Origin of the sequence: Thioalkalivibrio nitratireducens DSM 14787 (assembly GCF_000321415.2) — a bacterium.
Classification (GTDB): Bacteria; Pseudomonadota; Gammaproteobacteria; order Ectothiorhodospirales; family Ectothiorhodospiraceae; genus Thioalkalivibrio; species Thioalkalivibrio nitratireducens.
This window is the reverse complement of sequence record NC_019902.2, coordinates 1,822,205-1,838,854: the sequence shown is the minus strand read 5'-3', so window position 1 is coordinate 1,838,854 and position 16,650 is coordinate 1,822,205. Positions and strand designations below refer to the sequence as shown.

Annotated in this window: 13 protein-coding genes; 5 read left to right on the top strand and 8 right to left on the bottom strand. The window is 68.0% G+C overall.

The annotated features are described in order from the left end of the window. Positions 1-247: 247 nt before the first annotated feature. Positions 248-3,397, bottom strand: a complete 3,150-nt coding sequence (locus TVNIR_RS08600; RefSeq protein ID WP_015258618.1) for an Rne/Rng family ribonuclease — start codon at positions 3,395-3,397, stop codon at positions 248-250. Between the two features lie 622 nt (positions 3,398-4,019). On the opposite strand from TVNIR_RS08600, the gene TVNIR_RS08595 reads away from it, so the two are divergent. The 3 genes from TVNIR_RS08595 to TVNIR_RS08585 all read left to right on the top strand — a co-directional run bounded on the left by TVNIR_RS08595 (position 4,020) and on the right by TVNIR_RS08585 (position 6,728). Further along, complete coding sequence (locus TVNIR_RS08595) at positions 4,020-4,979, top strand: RluA family pseudouridine synthase (RefSeq protein ID WP_015258616.1); 960 nt, start codon at positions 4,020-4,022, stop codon at positions 4,977-4,979. Beyond that, entirely contained in the window at positions 4,976-5,659 is a 684-nt protein-coding gene (locus TVNIR_RS08590) for an HAD family hydrolase (RefSeq protein ID WP_015258615.1), read from the top strand. The genes TVNIR_RS08595 and TVNIR_RS08590 overlap by 4 nt, the downstream gene beginning before the upstream one ends. A 100-nt stretch (positions 5,660-5,759) precedes the next feature. Further along, positions 5,760-6,728 carry a S49 family peptidase gene (locus tag TVNIR_RS08585; RefSeq protein WP_015258614.1) on the top strand — a complete coding sequence of 323 codons (969 nt, stop codon included), beginning with the start codon at positions 5,760-5,762 and terminating at the stop codon, positions 6,726-6,728. A gap of 114 nt (positions 6,729-6,842) precedes the next feature. On the opposite strand, the gene TVNIR_RS08580 is transcribed toward TVNIR_RS08585, so the two are convergent. The 6 genes from TVNIR_RS08580 to TVNIR_RS08555 form a co-directional block, all read right to left on the bottom strand. After that, complete coding sequence (locus TVNIR_RS08580; protein WP_015258613.1) at positions 6,843-7,502, bottom strand: CsiV family protein; 660 nt, start codon at positions 7,500-7,502, stop codon at positions 6,843-6,845. A 14-nt stretch (positions 7,503-7,516) separates the two neighbouring features. Further along, positions 7,517-10,987 (bottom strand): transcription-repair coupling factor, encoded by a 3,471-nt coding sequence (gene mfd / locus TVNIR_RS08575; RefSeq protein WP_015258612.1) that lies wholly within the window; start codon positions 10,985-10,987, stop codon positions 7,517-7,519. A 105-nt stretch (positions 10,988-11,092) separates the two neighbouring features. After that, the gene (locus TVNIR_RS08570; RefSeq protein ID WP_015258611.1) at positions 11,093-11,302 is read right to left on the bottom strand and encodes a YgaP family membrane protein; all 210 of its coding nucleotides are present in this window, start codon (positions 11,300-11,302) and stop codon (positions 11,093-11,095) included. Positions 11,303-11,365: 63 nt separating this feature from the next. Beyond that, positions 11,366-12,241: a carbon-nitrogen hydrolase gene (locus TVNIR_RS08565; protein WP_015258610.1), complete on the bottom strand. Its 876-nt coding sequence runs from the start codon at positions 12,239-12,241 to the stop codon at positions 11,366-11,368. A 24-nt stretch (positions 12,242-12,265) separates the two neighbouring features. Continuing rightward, positions 12,266-13,300, bottom strand: coding sequence for an agmatine deiminase family protein (locus TVNIR_RS08560; protein WP_015258609.1), 1,035 nt, complete (start codon positions 13,298-13,300; stop codon positions 12,266-12,268). Between the two features lie 11 nt (positions 13,301-13,311). Further along, positions 13,312-13,644 carry a hypothetical protein gene (locus TVNIR_RS08555; RefSeq protein ID WP_052316630.1) on the bottom strand — a complete coding sequence of 111 codons (333 nt, stop codon included), beginning with the start codon at positions 13,642-13,644 and terminating at the stop codon, positions 13,312-13,314. Positions 13,645-14,017: 373 nt separating this feature from the next. Between TVNIR_RS08555 and TVNIR_RS08550 the strand changes: the two genes are divergently transcribed. Both TVNIR_RS08550 and TVNIR_RS08545 read left to right on the top strand, forming a co-directional pair. Then, positions 14,018-15,268 carry a lipoprotein-releasing ABC transporter permease subunit gene (locus TVNIR_RS08550; RefSeq protein ID WP_015258607.1) on the top strand — a complete coding sequence of 417 codons (1,251 nt, stop codon included), beginning with the start codon at positions 14,018-14,020 and terminating at the stop codon, positions 15,266-15,268. Continuing rightward, positions 15,261-15,968, top strand: coding sequence for an ABC transporter ATP-binding protein (locus TVNIR_RS08545; RefSeq protein WP_015258606.1), 708 nt, complete (start codon positions 15,261-15,263; stop codon positions 15,966-15,968). Before TVNIR_RS08550 ends, TVNIR_RS08545 begins: the two co-directional genes overlap by 8 nt. 21 nt (positions 15,969-15,989) lie before the next feature. On the opposite strand, the gene TVNIR_RS08540 is transcribed toward TVNIR_RS08545, so the two are convergent. Beyond that, on the bottom strand, positions 15,990-16,610 hold the full coding sequence (locus tag TVNIR_RS08540) for a DUF2062 domain-containing protein (RefSeq protein WP_015258605.1): 621 nt from the start codon (positions 16,608-16,610) through the stop codon (positions 15,990-15,992). Between the last annotated feature and the right edge of the window lie 40 nt (positions 16,611-16,650).

Below are 16,650 nucleotides of genomic sequence, written 5' to 3'. Positions count from 1 at the left end.
AAGATCAGCCCAGCGTGATCCGCCGTGCGGTGTTCGGAGCGCCCCGGCGCGCGGCAACCCCAGCGTGTGCATGGCGGATGACGGCCTTCGGCCTTTTCCGCGCTACGCGTGGCGGAGGCGGGCCACTAGGGCCGAACAGCGCAGCGTCATCCGTCACTCGGTGTTGGCTCCGCCCCGGCGGGTGCGGTGGCGGTGCCACCGATGCCGGATGACGGATGACGGGCTGCGGCCTTTTCCGCCAAGCTTGTCAGCTGTCGTTCGCGGCCGGCTTGGGTTCGCTCGTCGCCGGCTGCTGCGGGTCGCCCGGCTCACTGTCGTCGGCGCCAGCGGTGTCCGAGCCGGAAGATACGGGGTCTGCCGGCTTGGCGCGGGCGCGGCGTTTCCGCGGCTTGGGCGTTTTCTCGCCGGCGTCGGCACCGGTCGGGCCCCCAGGTGTTTCGGTGCCGGCGTAGGCACTTTCCGGATCGCCGGATGCCGCGTCCGTGGCTGCTGCATCCTTGCTCGCGGAGCGTGGTTTGCGGGGGCGCCGGGGGCGTTTGGGCTTGGCCTCCTGAGGCTGTGCGACCCCGGTGCTCTCGTCCTCGCCAGCGGGTTCGTCGGCTGCCGTGGAGGCTGCGGATGGTCGCGGTTCCGGCTGGGGGGGCTCTGGCGGTTCCGCGGGTTCCCGGTCGGCCGCAGGCTGCTCGGCCGCGGACGGGGCGCGGGACGTGGGTGGCGCCGGTGTTGCCTCGGGCCCGGCGGCGTTCCCCTCCGGCTGTCGTTGCTGCGCTCCGGCGCTGTCGGCCTCGGGGGCTGCGACCACGGGAGAGCTCCGGCCTTCATCGGCTGCCGCTGGTGGAACCGGCGCCGCGGCGGATTCGCGGTCGGCATCCGATGGACCGGCCTGCGTCTGAGCAGAAGCCCGCAATTCGGCCGGCCCGGTGGCCTTGGTGCTTTCGGCTGGCGTTCGCTTCGGTTCCGCGGGAACCTCCGGAGTTTCCGGCGGGATGGACGCCGCCATGCGTGCGAGTGCGGCCCGCGCTTCGCGCTGGCGGATCTCGGCGGCGGTCGGCGAAGGCTCGGATGCTGCGTTCGATGTCGCACCGGCGCCGGTGGAATCCTGACTCGCAGGTTCGGCCGCAGTTGCGTCGGGTCTTGCTGGTGCGTCGGGTTTCGGGGTGAGGTCGGTCGGTACACGGGTGGCGGTGGCAGCAGGCTCCGCTGCCTCTACGCCCGCCGATGCGGCCGTATCCCGGCCGGATGCCGGTCGTTCGGTCTCGGTGCCCCCGGCGCTTTCGCTCTCGGCTCCGTTGCTCCGCCCCTTGTTGCGCCGCCGCCCGCCGCGGCGCGAGCGGCGACTGCGGGTGCTGCGGGACGCATCCCCGCGTTCCTCGTCTGCGGTCGTCGCGGATTCCGCAGGCAGGGTACCCGTGGCCTCATCACCTTGCGCTGCCTTGGGTTGATCCTGCGTGCGCCCGCTGCGGACCGACGCCGGTGCTGCGCCAGTGCCGGGGTCTGCCGGTTTTCCGGTCAGGGTTGGAGTTTCCTCCGCGGCTTGCGTACGCTCCTTCCGGCCGCGGCTGGAGCGCCGGCTGCGGCGCTTGTCCGGGCCGTCAGCCGTATCGGTCTGTTGCCCTGCGCCGCGCCGTGGCGCAGGCTCGGACTGCCCGGTGCCCGCGGGCTCGCTCTCGCCACCGTGCCGGGGCCCGGGGAACAGCGAGTTCCAGATGCGCGCAAAGAACCCGGGTTGAGCGACCGGAGTCGGAGGCGAGCGCAGGCCCTCGTGCGTTGCGGCAGCAGGGGCGGCGGCAGGCACCGGGCCGGGAAGGGCGATCCCCTGGACCAGGGGGCGCTCGGGCCGGCTGCGCCGGTCGTGCTCCGGCAGGGTTTCGTCGTCGGCGTCGTCCCCTAGCATTTCGAACGAGCTCTTGTCGGCCAGATCTTCGTCGCGTCCGTCATCCCGGACCCTGCGCAGTTCGAAATGAGGCGTCAGCAGTTGCGGGGCCGGAAGGATGCTCACGTCGACGTCGTGGCGATCCTCGATGTCGGTGAGGGATTCACGCTTCTCGTTGAGGAGGAAGGTGCCGACATCCACCGGCACCTTCGCGAGCACGAGGCTCGTGCGCTCCTTCATCGCCTCTTCCTCGATCAGGCGCAGGATCGAGAGCGCCAGCGATTCGACGCTGCGGATCTGGCCATGGCCCTGGCAGCGCGGGCAGGTGATGTGGCTGGATTCGCCAAGCGACGAACGCAGCCGTTGCCGCGACATCTCGAGCAGTCCGAAGCGGCTGATGCGCCCCACCTGAACGCGGGCCCGATCCATCTCGAGCGCCTTGCGCAGCCGGGTTTCGACCTCGCGCTGGTGCTTGTTCGAGGTCATGTCGATGAAATCGATCACGATCAGCCCGCCGAGGTCGCGGATCCGCAGTTGCCGGGCCGCTTCTTCGGCTGCCTCGAGGTTCGTGGTGAGCGCGGTTTCCTCGATGTCGCCGCCCTTCGTGGCGCGTGCGGAGTTTACGTCGATCGAGATCAGGGCCTCGGTGTGGTCGATCACCAGCGCGCCGCCGGAGGGCAGGGCGACCAGGCGCTCGAACGCGCTCTCGATCTGGCTCTCGACCTGGAACCGGTTGAACAGCGGCACCGGGTCCGAATACAGCTTGATCTTGCGCAGGCTGTTGGGCATCACCCGCTCGACGAACTCGAGCGCCTGGCGGTAGACCATCTCGTCATCGATGATCACTTCACCGACGTCATTGCGCATGTGGTCGCGCAGGGCCCGGATGATGACGTTGCTCTCCTGGTGGATCAGCGCCGGGGCATCGGCCTCGGTCGAAGCCTGCAGGATCGCCGACCACAGGGCCGTCATGTAGTCGAGATCCCACTGCAGTTCTTCCGGGGTCCTGCCGACGCCGGCGGTGCGGGCGATCACGCCCATGCCCTCGGGAATGTTCAGTTCGGCCAAGGCCTCACGCAACTCGGCGCGGTCGTCTCCTTCGATGCGCCGGGAAACGCCGCCTGCGCGGGGATTGTTCGGCATCAGGACCAGGTAGCGGCCGGCGAGGCTGACGTAGGTCGTCAGCGCAGCACCCTTCGTGCCCCGTTCCTCCTTCTCGACCTGCACCAGCAGCTGCAGCCCTTCCTTCAGGAACTCGCGGATGGGCTTGTCGGAATCCTCGGGGGCGCCGACAGCCGAGCGTGCGATTTCCTTGAACGGCAGGAAGCCATGGCGCTCGGCGCCGAAGTTGACGAACGCGGCTTCGAGACTCGGTTCGACCCGGGTGATTCGGGCTTTGTAGATATTGGCCTTCTTGCGTTCGCGCGAGGGCAGTTCGATATCAAGGTCGTAGAGGCGCTGGCCGTCGACCATCGCCACACGCAGCTCTTCCGGCTGCGTAGCGTTGATGAGAATCCGTTTCATTCATTGAGCTCGTCTGGGTGTCACCGCTCCCCGCGGACGACCGCACGAGCGGTACGCGCTGGCCGCCGGGCGCTGGCGCAATCTGCCGCGTCCGCCCCGTTGCGGGCAGGAGGGCATGCAGCCAGGCATGGGCGAGTACCAGCGTCAGCATGTGTTCGCAGGCACGTGCCAGGGGGGGCAGGACTGAGTTATAAGGTTAGGTATCACGTTCGCTTGTAACGCGGGCCGGCCGGCCAGGGGCCTTGCCGGAGGGTGATTCAGGGGCGGTTGCGCAGGACATGCGCAACGGGCCGAACGCCAATTTAGGGCAAAACTCGCTGACTGGCAAGCGAAAACAAGAGATCGTAGGTGTCGGCGGGCACCGGTGCATCCTCGCACCCTCGGTGCATGGCGTTGCGCCCCACGGGTTGCGCGTATCGGAGGCACGGGTAGATACTCCATGATTCGCCAAGCGCCGTAGGGTGGGCCAAGCGCAGCGGGCTCACCAGGGTAACCCCGGCGCTTGACCGACTGGACTGGCGGCGCGCAACGGATGCCGCCTTCCGGCAGACCGGCGCCGGGGTACTCCTCGCGGCATCCGGCTTTTTCACCATGCCTCGCCGGCAACGGGTAGACTGCACGCATGGAACATCAGCAAGGGCCACGCGTGTTGTCCGTGCCCCCCCAGGCCGAGGGACAGCGGCTCGACAATTTTCTTCTCCGGCACCTTCGGGGTATTCCCCGGAGCCTCGTCTATCGCCTGGTACGCAAGGGTGCGATCCGCATCAACGGCCGCCGCGCGAAGGTGGAAACGAGGGTGGCCGGCGGAGACCAGGTGCGCGTGCCGGCACTGCATGGCCCACCGAGCCCGGATGCAGTCGCGATTCCGGAAGGTGTGCTTCGGATCCTGCGCAAGGCGGTCGTGTTCGAAGACGACGACTACCTGGTGCTGGACAAGCCGGCCGGGCTGGCGGTGCACGGGGGCACCGGGCTCGCGTTCGGGCTGATCGAGGCGATGCGCGAACTGCGGCCCGGGGTGGCACTGGAACTGGGACACCGTCTCGATCGCGAAACCAGCGGCTGCCTGGTCCTGACCAAGAGCCGGCGTGCGTTGACCGCGCTTCATTCCGCTCTGCGGGCCGGTGGCGTGGAAAAGCGCTACCTGGCGCTGCTCGTGGGCCGCTGGCAGGGCGGGGCCCGGCACTGCGACCTGCCAATTGCGCGCGGCCGCGACGATTCGGGGCGACGGCGAATGCGCAGCCCGGCGCAGGAGGAAGGCGACGTGGCCCGAAGCGCGACGAGTCTGTTCACCCCGCTGGAGGGGTTCGGGGATTTCACACTGATGGAAGTCAACATCGGCACCGGCAGGACGCACCAGATCCGGGTGCATGCGAGCGCGCTGGGCCATCCGGTGGCCGGGGATCACGACTACGGCGACGCGGAGGCGAATCGCAGGGCGCGCGCGGCCGGCCTTCGGCGCATGTTTCTGCACGCGCAGGCGATCCGCTTTCCGGACTGGCAGGGCGAGATCCAGCTGTATTCCACCCCCCTTCCGGGGGATCTGCAGCCGGTACTCGATGCACTGGCCGGCGGTGACCGATGATCCCGCGCAGCGACGCGAATGCGCTGGCGCTGGTCGTGTTCGACTGGGACGGCACGCTGATGGATTCGGTGGCCCGGATCGTCAACAGCCTGCGGCAGGCCATCGGCGACATCGGTGCGGAACCAAGGAGTGAGGCCCAGCTGCGCGATATCATAGGCCTCGGGGTCCGGCAGGCGACCCAGGCGCTCTACCCGGGGACCGACGGCGCGTTCACGGAAGCGCTCGCCCATGCCTATCGTTCGCACTACCTGGAGCGCGACACGACTCCGACCCCGCTCTACCCTGGGGCCGAGCAGGTACTGGCCCAGCTCGCAGAGCGGGGTTTCCTGCTCGCGGTGGCCACGGGGAAGTCGCGGCGCGGGCTGGACAAAGCGCTGAAGGAGACGGGCCTTGGCCGGTTCTTCGATGCCACTGCCACCGCCGACGAACACCCGTCGAAACCCGACCCGGGCATGCTGGGCTATCTGGTCGATCGCCTGGGTGTGGACCGCCGGGATGCGGTGATGATCGGCGACAGCTCCTACGATCTCGAGATGGCCCGGCGGTTGGGTGTCGCCGGCATCGGCATCACCCATGGCGTCCACGGCGCCGAGATCCTGCTGCGCCATGCCCCGTTTGCCTTGGTCGGATCCCTGGAGGAACTCCCGCCGCTGCTGGAGGTGGGACAGGGCAGCGGCTGAACTTCGCCCGGGCGTCGTGATCTGTCCCGTATTGTTGCCGGAAGCGGTCGCCCGCAGACCCGGATCCGTCACCCATTTCGATTCCTGAAGGAAGAACGTCATGTCTACCTGGAACGCACAAGATCCTGTCCAGTGGGAGCGTCAGACGCTGGAGAAACTCCTGCAGGCGCAGGTCACCGAGCAGCGCCGGGCCCGGCGCTGGGGCATCTTCTTCAAGCTGCTCGTTTTCATCTACCTGTTTGCGCTGCTGTTCCTGGTTCGCGGTGCCGATCTGGGCCTGTCCGAGTGGCTGGACCGCTATGCGGAGCCGACCCGGCATGTGGCGGTCATCGACATCGAGGGGCTGATCGCGAGTGCGACGCGGGTGAACGCGGAAGACATCAACCGGACGCTGCGCAGGGCCTTCGAAGACGACGAGACCGCGGCCGTGATGCTGCGGATCAATAGTGGCGGCGGCAGCCCGGTACAGGCCGGGATGATCCACGACGAAATCCTGCGCCTGCGCGAGCTGCACGAGGCGATCCCGGTGTACGCGGTGATCGAGGACATCGGTGCGTCCGGTGCCTACTACATCGCAGTGGCGGCCGACGAGATCTACGCGGACAAGGGCAGCATCGTCGGTTCCATCGGCGTGCGGCTCGACAGTTTCGGACTGGTGGGATTGATGGAGCGGCTGGGCGTCGAACGGCGTCTGTTCACGGCGGGCGAGAACAAGGGCTTCCTCGATCCGTTTCTGCCGCTGCAGCAGGATGAGGTCGACCACATCGAGGGTGTGATCGGCCAGATCCACCAGCAGTTCATCGATGTGGTCCGCACGGGCAGGGGAGGCCGGCTTTCGAACAACGACGACCTGTTCAGCGGGCTGGTTTGGACCGGGGCGGACTCGGTCGAACTGGGGCTGATCGACGGGCTCGGCAATGATCGGTCGGTCGCCCGCGACGTGATCGGCATCGAGGAGCTGGTCGTGTTCAAGCCCAAGCAGAGGGCGTGGAAGATGCTGCTGGACGACCTGGGAATCGCGGTCGCGGACCGGATTCTGGGCTGGGAATCGATTCCGCAGTGGCGCTGACCGGTCGGCGCCGGGGACTGCCGGGCGCGCTGCACTCCGGCTTTAACTCCGGCTTCAACCGCGGGGTGGGGCCGGGCCGTTCCAGCAGCCTGTAGGACTCGCCCTGCGACCTGACTAGAGCCGGGTGACCCGGGCGATGATGCCGACCACCGGGTGATCGAGATAGAACAGGTCGTCGCCGGAATTCATGCGCTGGCTTCCGCGCACGGGGATCGCCAGGTAGATGTCGGGATCATCCCCGGGGGCGTGGGGCACGTGATAGGCCAGGTCGGTTTCCAGGTGCAGGAAGCGGCCGACCCAGACCCGAAGACGCCCCTCGAGTTCGTAGCGTTCGTGCTCCGGGATCACGGCCCACAGCCCTGTGGGCGCCTCGCCCGGCACGGATTCCGGTTCCCGGGTTCCCAGGTATCGCCCCTCCTGAATCCGGATCCACGGCGTCGAATGGAAGTCGCGCCCCAGCTGGTCCCAGGCCAGGCGCGCCAATACCCGGCCCTGGCCGGAGCGTTCGAGGCGGTCGGCGACATGATGCAACTCGAAGCCCGCGTGTGACGGGCGCACCGCGCCTTCGCCGATGCCGAAGCCCGACAGGTCGGCCCGCATCGGACGTGCGACGTCTTCGATGAACGCCCGGCTCTCGGGCCCCAGGTGTTCGAAGATGACGAGCTCGATGCGGTAACGCCGGCCGACCTGGGCGTGGCCGGCGGCGGGCAGCGCGGCCAATAGCGGCAGTGCCAGCAACTGGCGGCAGAAATGGCGTCGTGAGGTCAGGGGCATCGGGCGGTCCTCGTTCAGGCGGCCTTGCGTTCGGTCGCGATCTCGTTCAGCAGGCGTTCCACCGCTTGTACGCGGTGCTCCAGGTCCGGCATCTCGGCGTTGAAACGGAACGCCGTCTGGCCGTCCAGCCGGTAAGCCCGGGGATCGGACTGGACGAGCCGAATCAGCGCCGCGACGTCGATCTCGGGTTTCGGCCCGAACAGCAGGCGCCCCCCGGCGGGACCGAGTTCGAGCTTGCGTACCCCAAGGGACGCCAGTTTCAGGCGCAGCCGGGTCGCCGCCATCAGCGCACGCGCGGGATCTGGCAGGAGACCGAACCGGTCGATCAGTTCGATTTCGAGGTCGCGCAGCGCGGCGCTGTCGGAGGCGCTGGCAAGCCGCTTGTAGAGGATCAGGCGTGTGTGCACGTCCGGTACGTAGTCCTCGGGCAGCAGCGCGGGCAGACCGAGTTCCACCTCGGTGACCGAGGCGCCGGCGTTCTCGAGCTCCGGCATCTGTCCCGAACGCAGTGCATTCACCGCACGGTTCAGCAGGTCGTTGTACAGCGCGAAACCGACCTCGGTGATCTGGCCGCTCTGCTCCGCACCGAGCAGTTCGCCCGCACCCCGGATCTCCAGGTCGTGGCTGGCCAGTGCGAAGCCAACGCCGAGATCCTCGAGCGATGCAATCGCTTCGAGCCGCTTGCGTGCATCGGCGGTCATCGCCTTGGCCGGCGGCGTCAGCAGGTAGGCATAGGCACGGTGGTGCGACCGGCCGACGCGTCCGCGCAGCTGGTGCATCTGGGCCAGGCCCAGCCGGTCCGCGCGGTTCATGATGATCGTGTTCGCGGTCGGGACGTCGATCCCGGTCTCGATGATCGTGGTGCAGACGAGCACGTTGAAGCGGCGATGGTAGAAGTCCAGCATCACCTGTTCGAGTTCGCGCTCGCGCATCTGACCATGGGCGATACCGATGCGCGCCCCCGGCAGCAGTTCCTGCAGCCTTTCGGCGTTGCGCGCGATCGTCTCGACCTCGTTGTGCAGGAAATACACCTGGCCGCCGCGGCGCATCTCGCGCAGGCAGGCCTCCTGGATGATCGCGTCGTTCCATTCGTGCACGAAGGTCTTGATCGCGAGGCGTTCCCGCGGCGGGGTGGCGATGATCGACAGGTCGCGCAGGCCGGCCAGGGCCATGTTCAGCGTGCGCGGGATCGGCGTGGCGGTCAGCGTGAGCATGTCGACCTCGGCGCGCAGCTTCTTCAATGCCTCCTTGTGGCGCACGCCGAAACGCTGTTCCTCGTCGACGATAATCAGGCCGAGGTTGCGGAAGTCGAGCCCGCCCTGCAGCAGCTTGTGGGTGCCGATCACGATATCGACGCGGCCCTGCGCGAGGCCCTGCAGCACCGCGGCCTGGTCGCGCGCGCTGCGGAAGCGCGACAGCGACTCCACGCGCACGGGCCAGTCGGCGAACCGGTCGCTGAAGTTCTGGTGATGCTGCTGGGCAAGCAGCGTGGTCGGGACCAGCACCACGACCTGCCGTTGGTTCTGCACCGCGACGAAGGCCGCGCGCATTGCGACCTCGGTCTTGCCGAAGCCGACGTCGCCGCAGACGACCCGGTCCATCGGTTGGCTGGCCGCCATGTCCGCGAGCACGGCGTCGATCGCCTGGGCCTGGTCCGCGGTCTCCTCGAACGGAAACGCTGCGGCGAAGGCGTGGTAGTCGGGGGTCTCGACCACGAACGAAGTGCCGGCACGGGCGGCCCGGCGGGCATGGATCTCGAGCAGTTCGGCGGCGACGTCGTGCGCCTTCTCCGCCGCCTTGCGCCGGGCGCGGGTCCACTGTTCGCTGCCCAGTCGGTGCAGCGGTGCGTGCTCGCTGTCGGCTCCGGTGTAGCGGCTGATCAGGTGCAGCGACGACACCGGAACGTAGAGCTTGGCCCCGTCAGCGTATTCGAGCGCGAGGAACTCGGCGGGCTGGCCGCTAATGGTCAGGGTTTGCAGGCCGAGGTAGCGCCCGATTCCATTCTCCTCGTGCACGACCGGGGCTCCAGCGTGCAGGTCGCTGAGGTTCTGGATCACCGCGTCGGCGTCACGGGTCGGCTTCGCCCGCCGCCGCGACTGCTGGGCACGTTCGCCGAATAGCACCGACTCGGGCACTACCGCGATCGATTCGGGCAGCCGGAAGCCCTCGGACAGGCTGGCGACGGTCAGCATCACCGGGGCTCTGGCGTCCAGGAACCCCGGCCAGTCCTCCACGGCGATGGTGGCGACTTGCTGTTCCCGGAGTAGCGTGGCCAGCGCCTCGCGCCGGCCCGCGGACTCGGCGGTCAGCAGCACGCGCGGCTGTTCCGCGATGAACGCCTTCAGGTGCCCGGCAGGGTCCGCCCGACCCTGGCGGATGCCCAGATCCGGCAGCGGCGCGCGTCGGAACGTCAGGCTGCGTCCGCGTCCCGCCGGCAGGGGCGCCGGCTGCGGTCCCGTGGCCACGCCCGGGAGGCGTGCCAGGGATTCCTGCAGCGCGGCCTCGTCCAGGTAGAGTTCATCCGGTGCCAGCAGCGGCCGCTCGACCTGGTGGCCGAGCTGTTCGTAACGGGACAGCACCTCGGCCGCGAACCGGGACGCGGCGCCGGCGACGTCCCCGAACTGTACGACCCCGGAATCGGGGCAATAGTCGAACAGCGTATCGAGACCATCGAAGAACAGCGGCAGATAGGACTCGATCCCGGCAGAGGCAATCCCCTCGCTGACGTCCCGGTACACTGCGTGACGCGACGGGTCTCCGGCAAAGCGGGCCCGGTAGCGGCCGCGGAAGGCCTTGATTGCTTCCGGATTCATCGGAAACTCGTGGCTGGGCAGGATCTCCAGGCGTTCGATCTTTGCTGTGGAGCGCTGGGTCTCCGGGTCGAAATGCCGCAAGGAGTCGATTTCGTCGTCGAGAAACTCGACCCGCACCGGCGCTTCCGCACCCATCGGGAACACGTCCATGATCTCGCCGCGCAGTGCGAACTCGCCGTGCGTGAGAACCTGGTGTACCGGCTGATAGCCGGCATCGGCCAGCGACTCGCGCAGGCGGCTACGGTCGAGACCCTGCCCGACAGTGAGCACCAGGCACTGGCCGAGCAGCCACTGGCGTGGCGTCAGGCGCTGCATCAACGTGGCCACCGGGACCACCACGATGCCCCGCTTCAGCGCAGGCAGGCGGTACAGCGTGCGCAGGCGTTCGGAGACGATGTCCTCGTGGGGCGAAAAGACGTCGAACGGCAGCGTCTCCCAGTCCGGTAGTTGCAGAATCGGGATACTGTCATCGGTCGCAAAGAAGTTCCATTCCGCGATCCACTGGTCGGCGGCCTCGGTGCTCTCGGTGACCACCAGAAGCGGGCGTGGAAACTCCGGGACCGCACGCGCGAGTGCGAGCACCGAGGAGCTGAACCCCAGGGCCGCCCAGGTCTCGAATCCCGAGGACGGCAGGCGTCCCGGGTTCAGTGGATCGCGGGCGGCTTCGGGCATGATGCAGTCACTGTGGTCGGGTTGAAACGTGGAGTATACCGGGGCCGCGCCGTGGGTCGCAGCGGGCGGCGCGGCCCCGGGGGAAGGCCCCCGGCGCGGCGCGGATTAGTGGCGTTTCGGGGTCTTGCAGGTGCTCATACCCAGCAGGCCATAGGCGGGACACCAGCGGAACAGACCGGTGGCCAGCGGGATGATGCCGAGCAGCCCCCACAGGGTCTGTGGCCCGGTGAATACCAGCGACAGCAGTATCACGCCGACGATGATGCGCAGGCCGCGGTCGATGGCGCCAACGTTCACGGTGGGTGTCAGGGTCATGGTCCAGCGTCCTCCGGTTCTCGTGAGCGGTTGGATCGTCCAACGGCCCCGGGGTTCATCGGCTCAGTCGCAGAACCGGCGCAGCAGTCCGTCGTAGGCATCGATGCGCCGGTCGCGCAGGAACGGCCACTGGCGACGCACCTGCTCGGTACGCCCGGGGTCGATCTCGGCGTGCAGCGTTTCGGGCGACTCGGTGTCGGCCTGGGTCAGGAGCTCGCCCTGCGGGCCGGTAACGAAGCTCGAACCCCAGAACGCCGCTCCGGCGCCGGCCCCGGATGGATCCGGCTCGAACCCGACCCGGTTGCAGGCCAGCACCGGCAGGTTGTTGGCGACCGCATGGCCGCGCTGCACGGTGATCCAGGCCTCCCGCTGCCGGGCCTGTTCTTCTGGGGTGTCGTGCGGATCCCAGCCGATCGCGGTCGGATAGATCAGCATCTCGGCCCCGGCCAGCGCCATCAGCCGGGCGGCCTCGGGGTACCACTGGTCCCAGCAGACCAGCACGCCGAGCCGCCCGGCTGACGTATCGATCGGCTGGAAACCCAGGTCGCCCGGGGTGAAGTAATACTTCTCGTAATAGCCGGGATCGTCCGGGATGTGCATCTTGCGGTAGCGCCCGGCGAGTTGCCCGTCTCGTTCGAACACCACGGCGGTGTTGTGGTAGAGCCCTGCGGCACGGCGTTCGAACAGCGAACCCACCAGCACGACCCGATGCTCGCGGGCGATCGCCGCCAGCGCCTCGGTAGAGGGGCCGGGCAGGGGTTCGGCCCGATCGAACTCCGCGGGGTGTTCGACTTGGCAAAAGTAGGGGCCGGTGTGCAGCTCGGCCAGCACCACCAGCCGGGCACCCCGTTGCGCGGCTTCGCCGACGCGGGCCCGGGTCTCGGCGAGATTCGCTTCCCGATCGGAGGCGTTGCGGTGCTGGATCAGTGCGATGCGCATATTTGGAATGCTCCCTGGCCGACCTCAGGCCGGCAAGATACCCTGCGGAAACTGCATCGTCAGGCAGTGCAGGCTGCCGCCCTGGCGGATGATCTCGCGGCAGTCGATGCCGACCACGCTGCGGCCTGGAAACGCGGCCGCGATGGTTTCGAGGGCGATGTCGTCGGCCGGGTCGCCGTAGACCGGAACCAGTACGGTTTCGTTGATGATCAGGAAGTTGGCGTAGGTGGCCGCGTAGCGATGGCCGTCCTCGACGATCGGGGCTGGCAGCGGCAGCGGCAGCAGGCGATACGGCTCGCCCGATACCTGACGAAGATTCTCGAGTTCGCCGGCCATCGCGGCCAGATCCCGGTAATGAGGGTCGTTGCGGTCGGTGCACACGACGAACGCGATCGTCTCCGGATCGCAGAAGCGCGCCAGGGTGTCGATGTGGCCGTCGGTGTCGTCGCCTTCCAGACCGCCGTGCTCCAGCCAAAGCACGCGGATGGCACCCAGGTGTTGGCCGAGCTGCGCCTCGAGTTCCGCCCGCGACAGGCCCGGATTACGGTTGGGTTCGAGCAGGCAGCGGCTCGTCGTCAGCACCGTTCCGGCCCCGTCGGACTCGATGCTGCCGCCCTCGAGCACCAGGTCCACCGCTTCCACCGGCACCGTGCCGAAGCGTCCCTGCGCCGCGAGGTTGCGCGTCAGCAGATTGTCGTGCCCGGCCTCGAACTTGCCGCCCCAGCCGTTGAAGGTGAAGTCGAGCAGGATCGGCCCGTCGTCCTGCAACACGGTGATCGGGCCGTGGTCGCGCGCCCAGGTGTCGTCGGCCGGGGCGATGCCCAGCTGCACGCGGTCCAGGTCGGCACCAGCGTGTGCGAGTTGCGCCAGCACCTGCGCCCGGTGGTCGGCGTCCTGGCACACGACCAGCAGCGACTCGTGGCGCGCGATGCTCGCGCCGATCGCTGCGAACACCGGTTCCACGGCCGCAAGGCGCGGTGCCCAGTCGGTGCCGGGATGCGGCCAGGTCAGCTGGACTCCGCTCTGGGGCTCCCACTCTGCCGGAAGCCGCCGGGCCACGGGCGATCCGGTCACGGCGCCAGCGGGCAGTTCGGCTCGTGCACGACGCTGTGCAGCACGAGAGATCCCTCGAACACGACTGAGAAGCCCTTGTAATCCCAGCGCGAGATGTATGGCTGTGCGCGTGTGCTGGCGCCCACGGGGCCCAGTTGCCGCAGCGGTTCCCCATGCCGGGAGATTACGGTCTCGCGGTGTTCCCCGCGCCGGGGCAAGTTGAGTTGCCGGCTGACGTCGCGCGTGCCGGACTCTATCTGCACGGACTCTGCGAACGCCGGTGCGGGCGCTGACCACAGCAGACCCGGCGAGAAGGCGGTCGGCAGGCCCCACTGGATTCTTCCAGGCATCGGTGCATTCCTCGTGCAACGGTCTATGCGGATTCTAGCAGCCTGTCGGAGTTAGGCTGTTCCCGCTGCCCCGCTGCCCCGCTGCCCCGCTGCCCCGCTGCCCCGCTGCCCCGCTGCCCCGCTGCCCCGGTGGGAATGGCGGTGCATTTTTTCTGAGTTCTCGTCGTGCAGGCTCGCTGTGTGCGTCGAAACTGTGTAATGCTGCCGTCAGGTCTCCCATATCGGCTTGATATGGGTACCTCAATCCGACGGGCTGCCAGCATCCGGTTTCAGGGGTGAGTGCGCCCGTCATGCTGCTTCGCCGGCTGCCGCGGGCGGTCGATTCCCGGCGGGCGCGGTAGGCGCGCTGCCGGCCCTCTGGCATGATTTGCCGATGTTCAAGCCCCTTCCCGTTGCCATCGGCCTTCGCTACACGCGGGCAAAGCGCCGCAACCATTTCATTTCATTCATTTCCGTGGTCTCGATGGTCGGCCTCGTGCTGGGTGTGACCGCGCTGATCACCGTGCTGTCGGTGATGAACGGCTTCGAGCGCGAACTGCGCGAGCGCATTCTGGGCATGGCCTCGCATGCGACGATCCAGGCGCTCGACGGTTCCCTACGGGAATGGGAAGCTGTCCGGGAGCAGGTGGAGGGCGCCGACCCGCGGGTGCTGGCCGCCGCACCCTATGTCTCGGGCGAAGCGATGCTGAGCGCTTTCGGCAATATTTCCGGTGCGCTGATCCGGGGCATCGAGCCCGCGCTGGAACGGCGGGTGGCGCGCATCGGCGAGCACATGATCCGCGGTGAACTGGAGGATCTCGAGTCCGGCGAGTTCCGGATCGTGCTGGGACTGGAACTGGCTGCGCAGCTGGGGGTCCGGATCGGCGACCGGGTCGTGCTGATGGCGCCGCAGGCCGCGGTCACCCCTGCCGGGGTATTGCCGCGCATGCGCCGCTTCGAGGTGGTCGGCCTGTTCGAGGTCGGGATGTACGAGTTCGATCGCGGGACGGCATTCATTCACCTCGACGATGCGCGGGCGATGTTCCAGACCGGAGAGGGTGTCACCGGGCTGCGTCTGCACCTGACCGACCTGATGCAGGCGGGTGTGGTCAGCCGCGATATCGCGCGGTCGCTGGAGGGGATGTTCCGGGTGGGGGACTGGACTCAGCAGCATGCCAACCTATTCCGCGCGATCCAGATGGAGAAGGTCGTGATGTTCATCATCCTGTCGCTCATCGTTGCGGTGGCGGCATTCAATATCGTCTCGACGCTGGTGATGCTGGTCACCGACAAGCAGTCGGACATCGCGATCCTGCGCACGCTTGGGCTGAAGCCGCTGAGCGTGATGCTGGTGTTCATCGTGCAGGGTGCGGTGATCGGGCTGGTGGGCATCGTGCTCGGCGTGATCGGCGGTGTCAGCCTGGCGCTGAACATCGACGTGGTCGTGCCGCTGATCGAGCGGATCACCGGCACCCAGTTCCTGGCTGCGGATGTCTATTATATCAGTGATCTACCCAGTGAACTTCGAATGCAAGATGTGATTCGAATCAGTGTCCTGGCGTTTGTGCTGACGCTGCTGGCCACGCTGTTCCCGGCGTGGCGCGCAGCCCGCACCCGCCCCGCGGAGGCGCTGCGTTATGAGTGACGGAAACGCGGCGGCAGACGCAGTCGTACTGGAAGCGCGAGGGCTGGAGCGGCGTTTCCGCGAGGGCAGCCTCGATGTGTCGGTTCTGAAGAAGATCGATCTCGAGATCCGTCGTGGCGATCAGATCGCGGTGGTCGGGGCCTCCGGTTCCGGAAAGAGCACGCTGCTGCAGCTGCTCGGCGGGCTCGACTTGCCGACCGGGGGAGGGGTATCGATTCATGGCGAGGACTGGTCGGCGATGAGCGACACCCGGCGCGGCGTGATGCGCAACCGGCACCTGGGCTTCGTCTACCAGTTCCACCATCTGCTACCGGAATTCACCGCACTCGAGAACGTGGCGATCCCGCTGATGATCCGCGGGCTCAGCACCCGGCGGGCGCAGGCGGAAGCAGCCGGGTGGCTGGACAAGGTGGATCTGTCCGAGCGGGAACGGCACAAGCCGTCGGAGCTCTCGGGCGGGGAGCGTCAGCGCGTGGCGATTGCGCGTGCGATGGTCACCCGGCCGGCGGTGATCCTCGCCGATGAGCCCACCGGCAACCTGGATCGAGACCGGGCCGGGAAGGTTTTCACGCTGCTGCAGGCGATGAATCGGGAGACCGGAACTGCGCTGGTGCTCGTCACGCACGATCCTGCGCTGGCCGCACGCATGGACCGGACGCTGCATCTGACGGATGGGCAGTTGCAGGGCGCAGGCGACTGACGGCCGGAGCGCGCTTGCACTTCAGCCCGGTGGGCCGTTTCTTCCGGGCGCGTTGTCGCGGATGTCGCGATCGGCCGCAGGCCTCCGGTCCCTTGCGTAGGGGTTCTGCTGGCTGTGAACCAGGCGCCGGTGCAGCCGTGCGCGCCGAAGTTTCAGCCGTTCGACGACGCTGAACCACCAGAGCAGCCGAATCACGATGTAGCCGGTCAGCGATGCGGCCACGGCGAGCAGCAGGCTGCCGGTCAGCAGTGGCTTCCAAATTGTCAGGAGATCCCCGGCAAACCACTCCAGCGACATTTCGACCTGGAACGAACGCCGCGGCTCGTCGAGAATCCAGCGGCCGATGGTGTAGGCTGTATAAAAGATCGGCGGCATGGTCAGGGGATTGGACACCCAGACCAGCAGCACCGATATCGGCAGGTTGACCCGCACCACGATCGCGATCGTGGCGGCGAGCAGCATCTGCAGGGGTATCGGTAGGAACGCGACGAACAGCCCCACGGCAAACGCACCCGCGACGGAGCGCCGGTTCAGATGCCACAGATCCGCTGCGCGCAGGCGTGGCCCCAGCAACCCCAGCGCACGGTGGGCCCGGACCGACTCGTAGGCCGGGAACCACTTCTTGATCAGTTTCTTCGCCATCGTTCGCTGCACGCCGCCGGGCGCGGGGGTGGGTGCGGCC

Coding starts and splice junctions, on each gene's coding strand:
- TVNIR_RS08595 (WP_015258616.1), top strand. CDS start 4,020: ATGGAACATCAGCAAGGGCCACGCGTGTTGTCCGTGCCCCCCCAGGCC.
- TVNIR_RS08550 (WP_015258607.1), top strand. CDS start 14,018: ATGTTCAAGCCCCTTCCCGTTGCCATCGGCCTTCGCTACACGCGGGCA.
- TVNIR_RS08590 (WP_015258615.1), top strand. CDS start 4,976: ATGATCCCGCGCAGCGACGCGAATGCGCTGGCGCTGGTCGTGTTCGAC.
- TVNIR_RS08600 (WP_015258618.1), bottom strand. CDS start 3,397: ATGAAACGGATTCTCATCAACGCTACGCAGCCGGAAGAGCTGCGTGTG.
- TVNIR_RS08540 (WP_015258605.1), bottom strand. CDS start 16,610: ATGGCGAAGAAACTGATCAAGAAGTGGTTCCCGGCCTACGAGTCGGTC.
- TVNIR_RS08565 (WP_015258610.1), bottom strand. CDS start 12,241: ATGCGCATCGCACTGATCCAGCACCGCAACGCCTCCGATCGGGAAGCG.
- TVNIR_RS08580 (WP_015258613.1), bottom strand. CDS start 7,502: ATGCCCCTGACCTCACGACGCCATTTCTGCCGCCAGTTGCTGGCACTG.
- TVNIR_RS08555 (WP_052316630.1), bottom strand. CDS start 13,644: ATGCCTGGAAGAATCCAGTGGGGCCTGCCGACCGCCTTCTCGCCGGGT.
- TVNIR_RS08585 (WP_015258614.1), top strand. CDS start 5,760: ATGTCTACCTGGAACGCACAAGATCCTGTCCAGTGGGAGCGTCAGACG.
- TVNIR_RS08545 (WP_015258606.1), top strand. CDS start 15,261: ATGAGTGACGGAAACGCGGCGGCAGACGCAGTCGTACTGGAAGCGCGA.
- mfd (WP_015258612.1), bottom strand. CDS start 10,987: ATGCCCGAAGCCGCCCGCGATCCACTGAACCCGGGACGCCTGCCGTCC.
- TVNIR_RS08570 (WP_015258611.1), bottom strand. CDS start 11,302: ATGACCCTGACACCCACCGTGAACGTTGGCGCCATCGACCGCGGCCTG.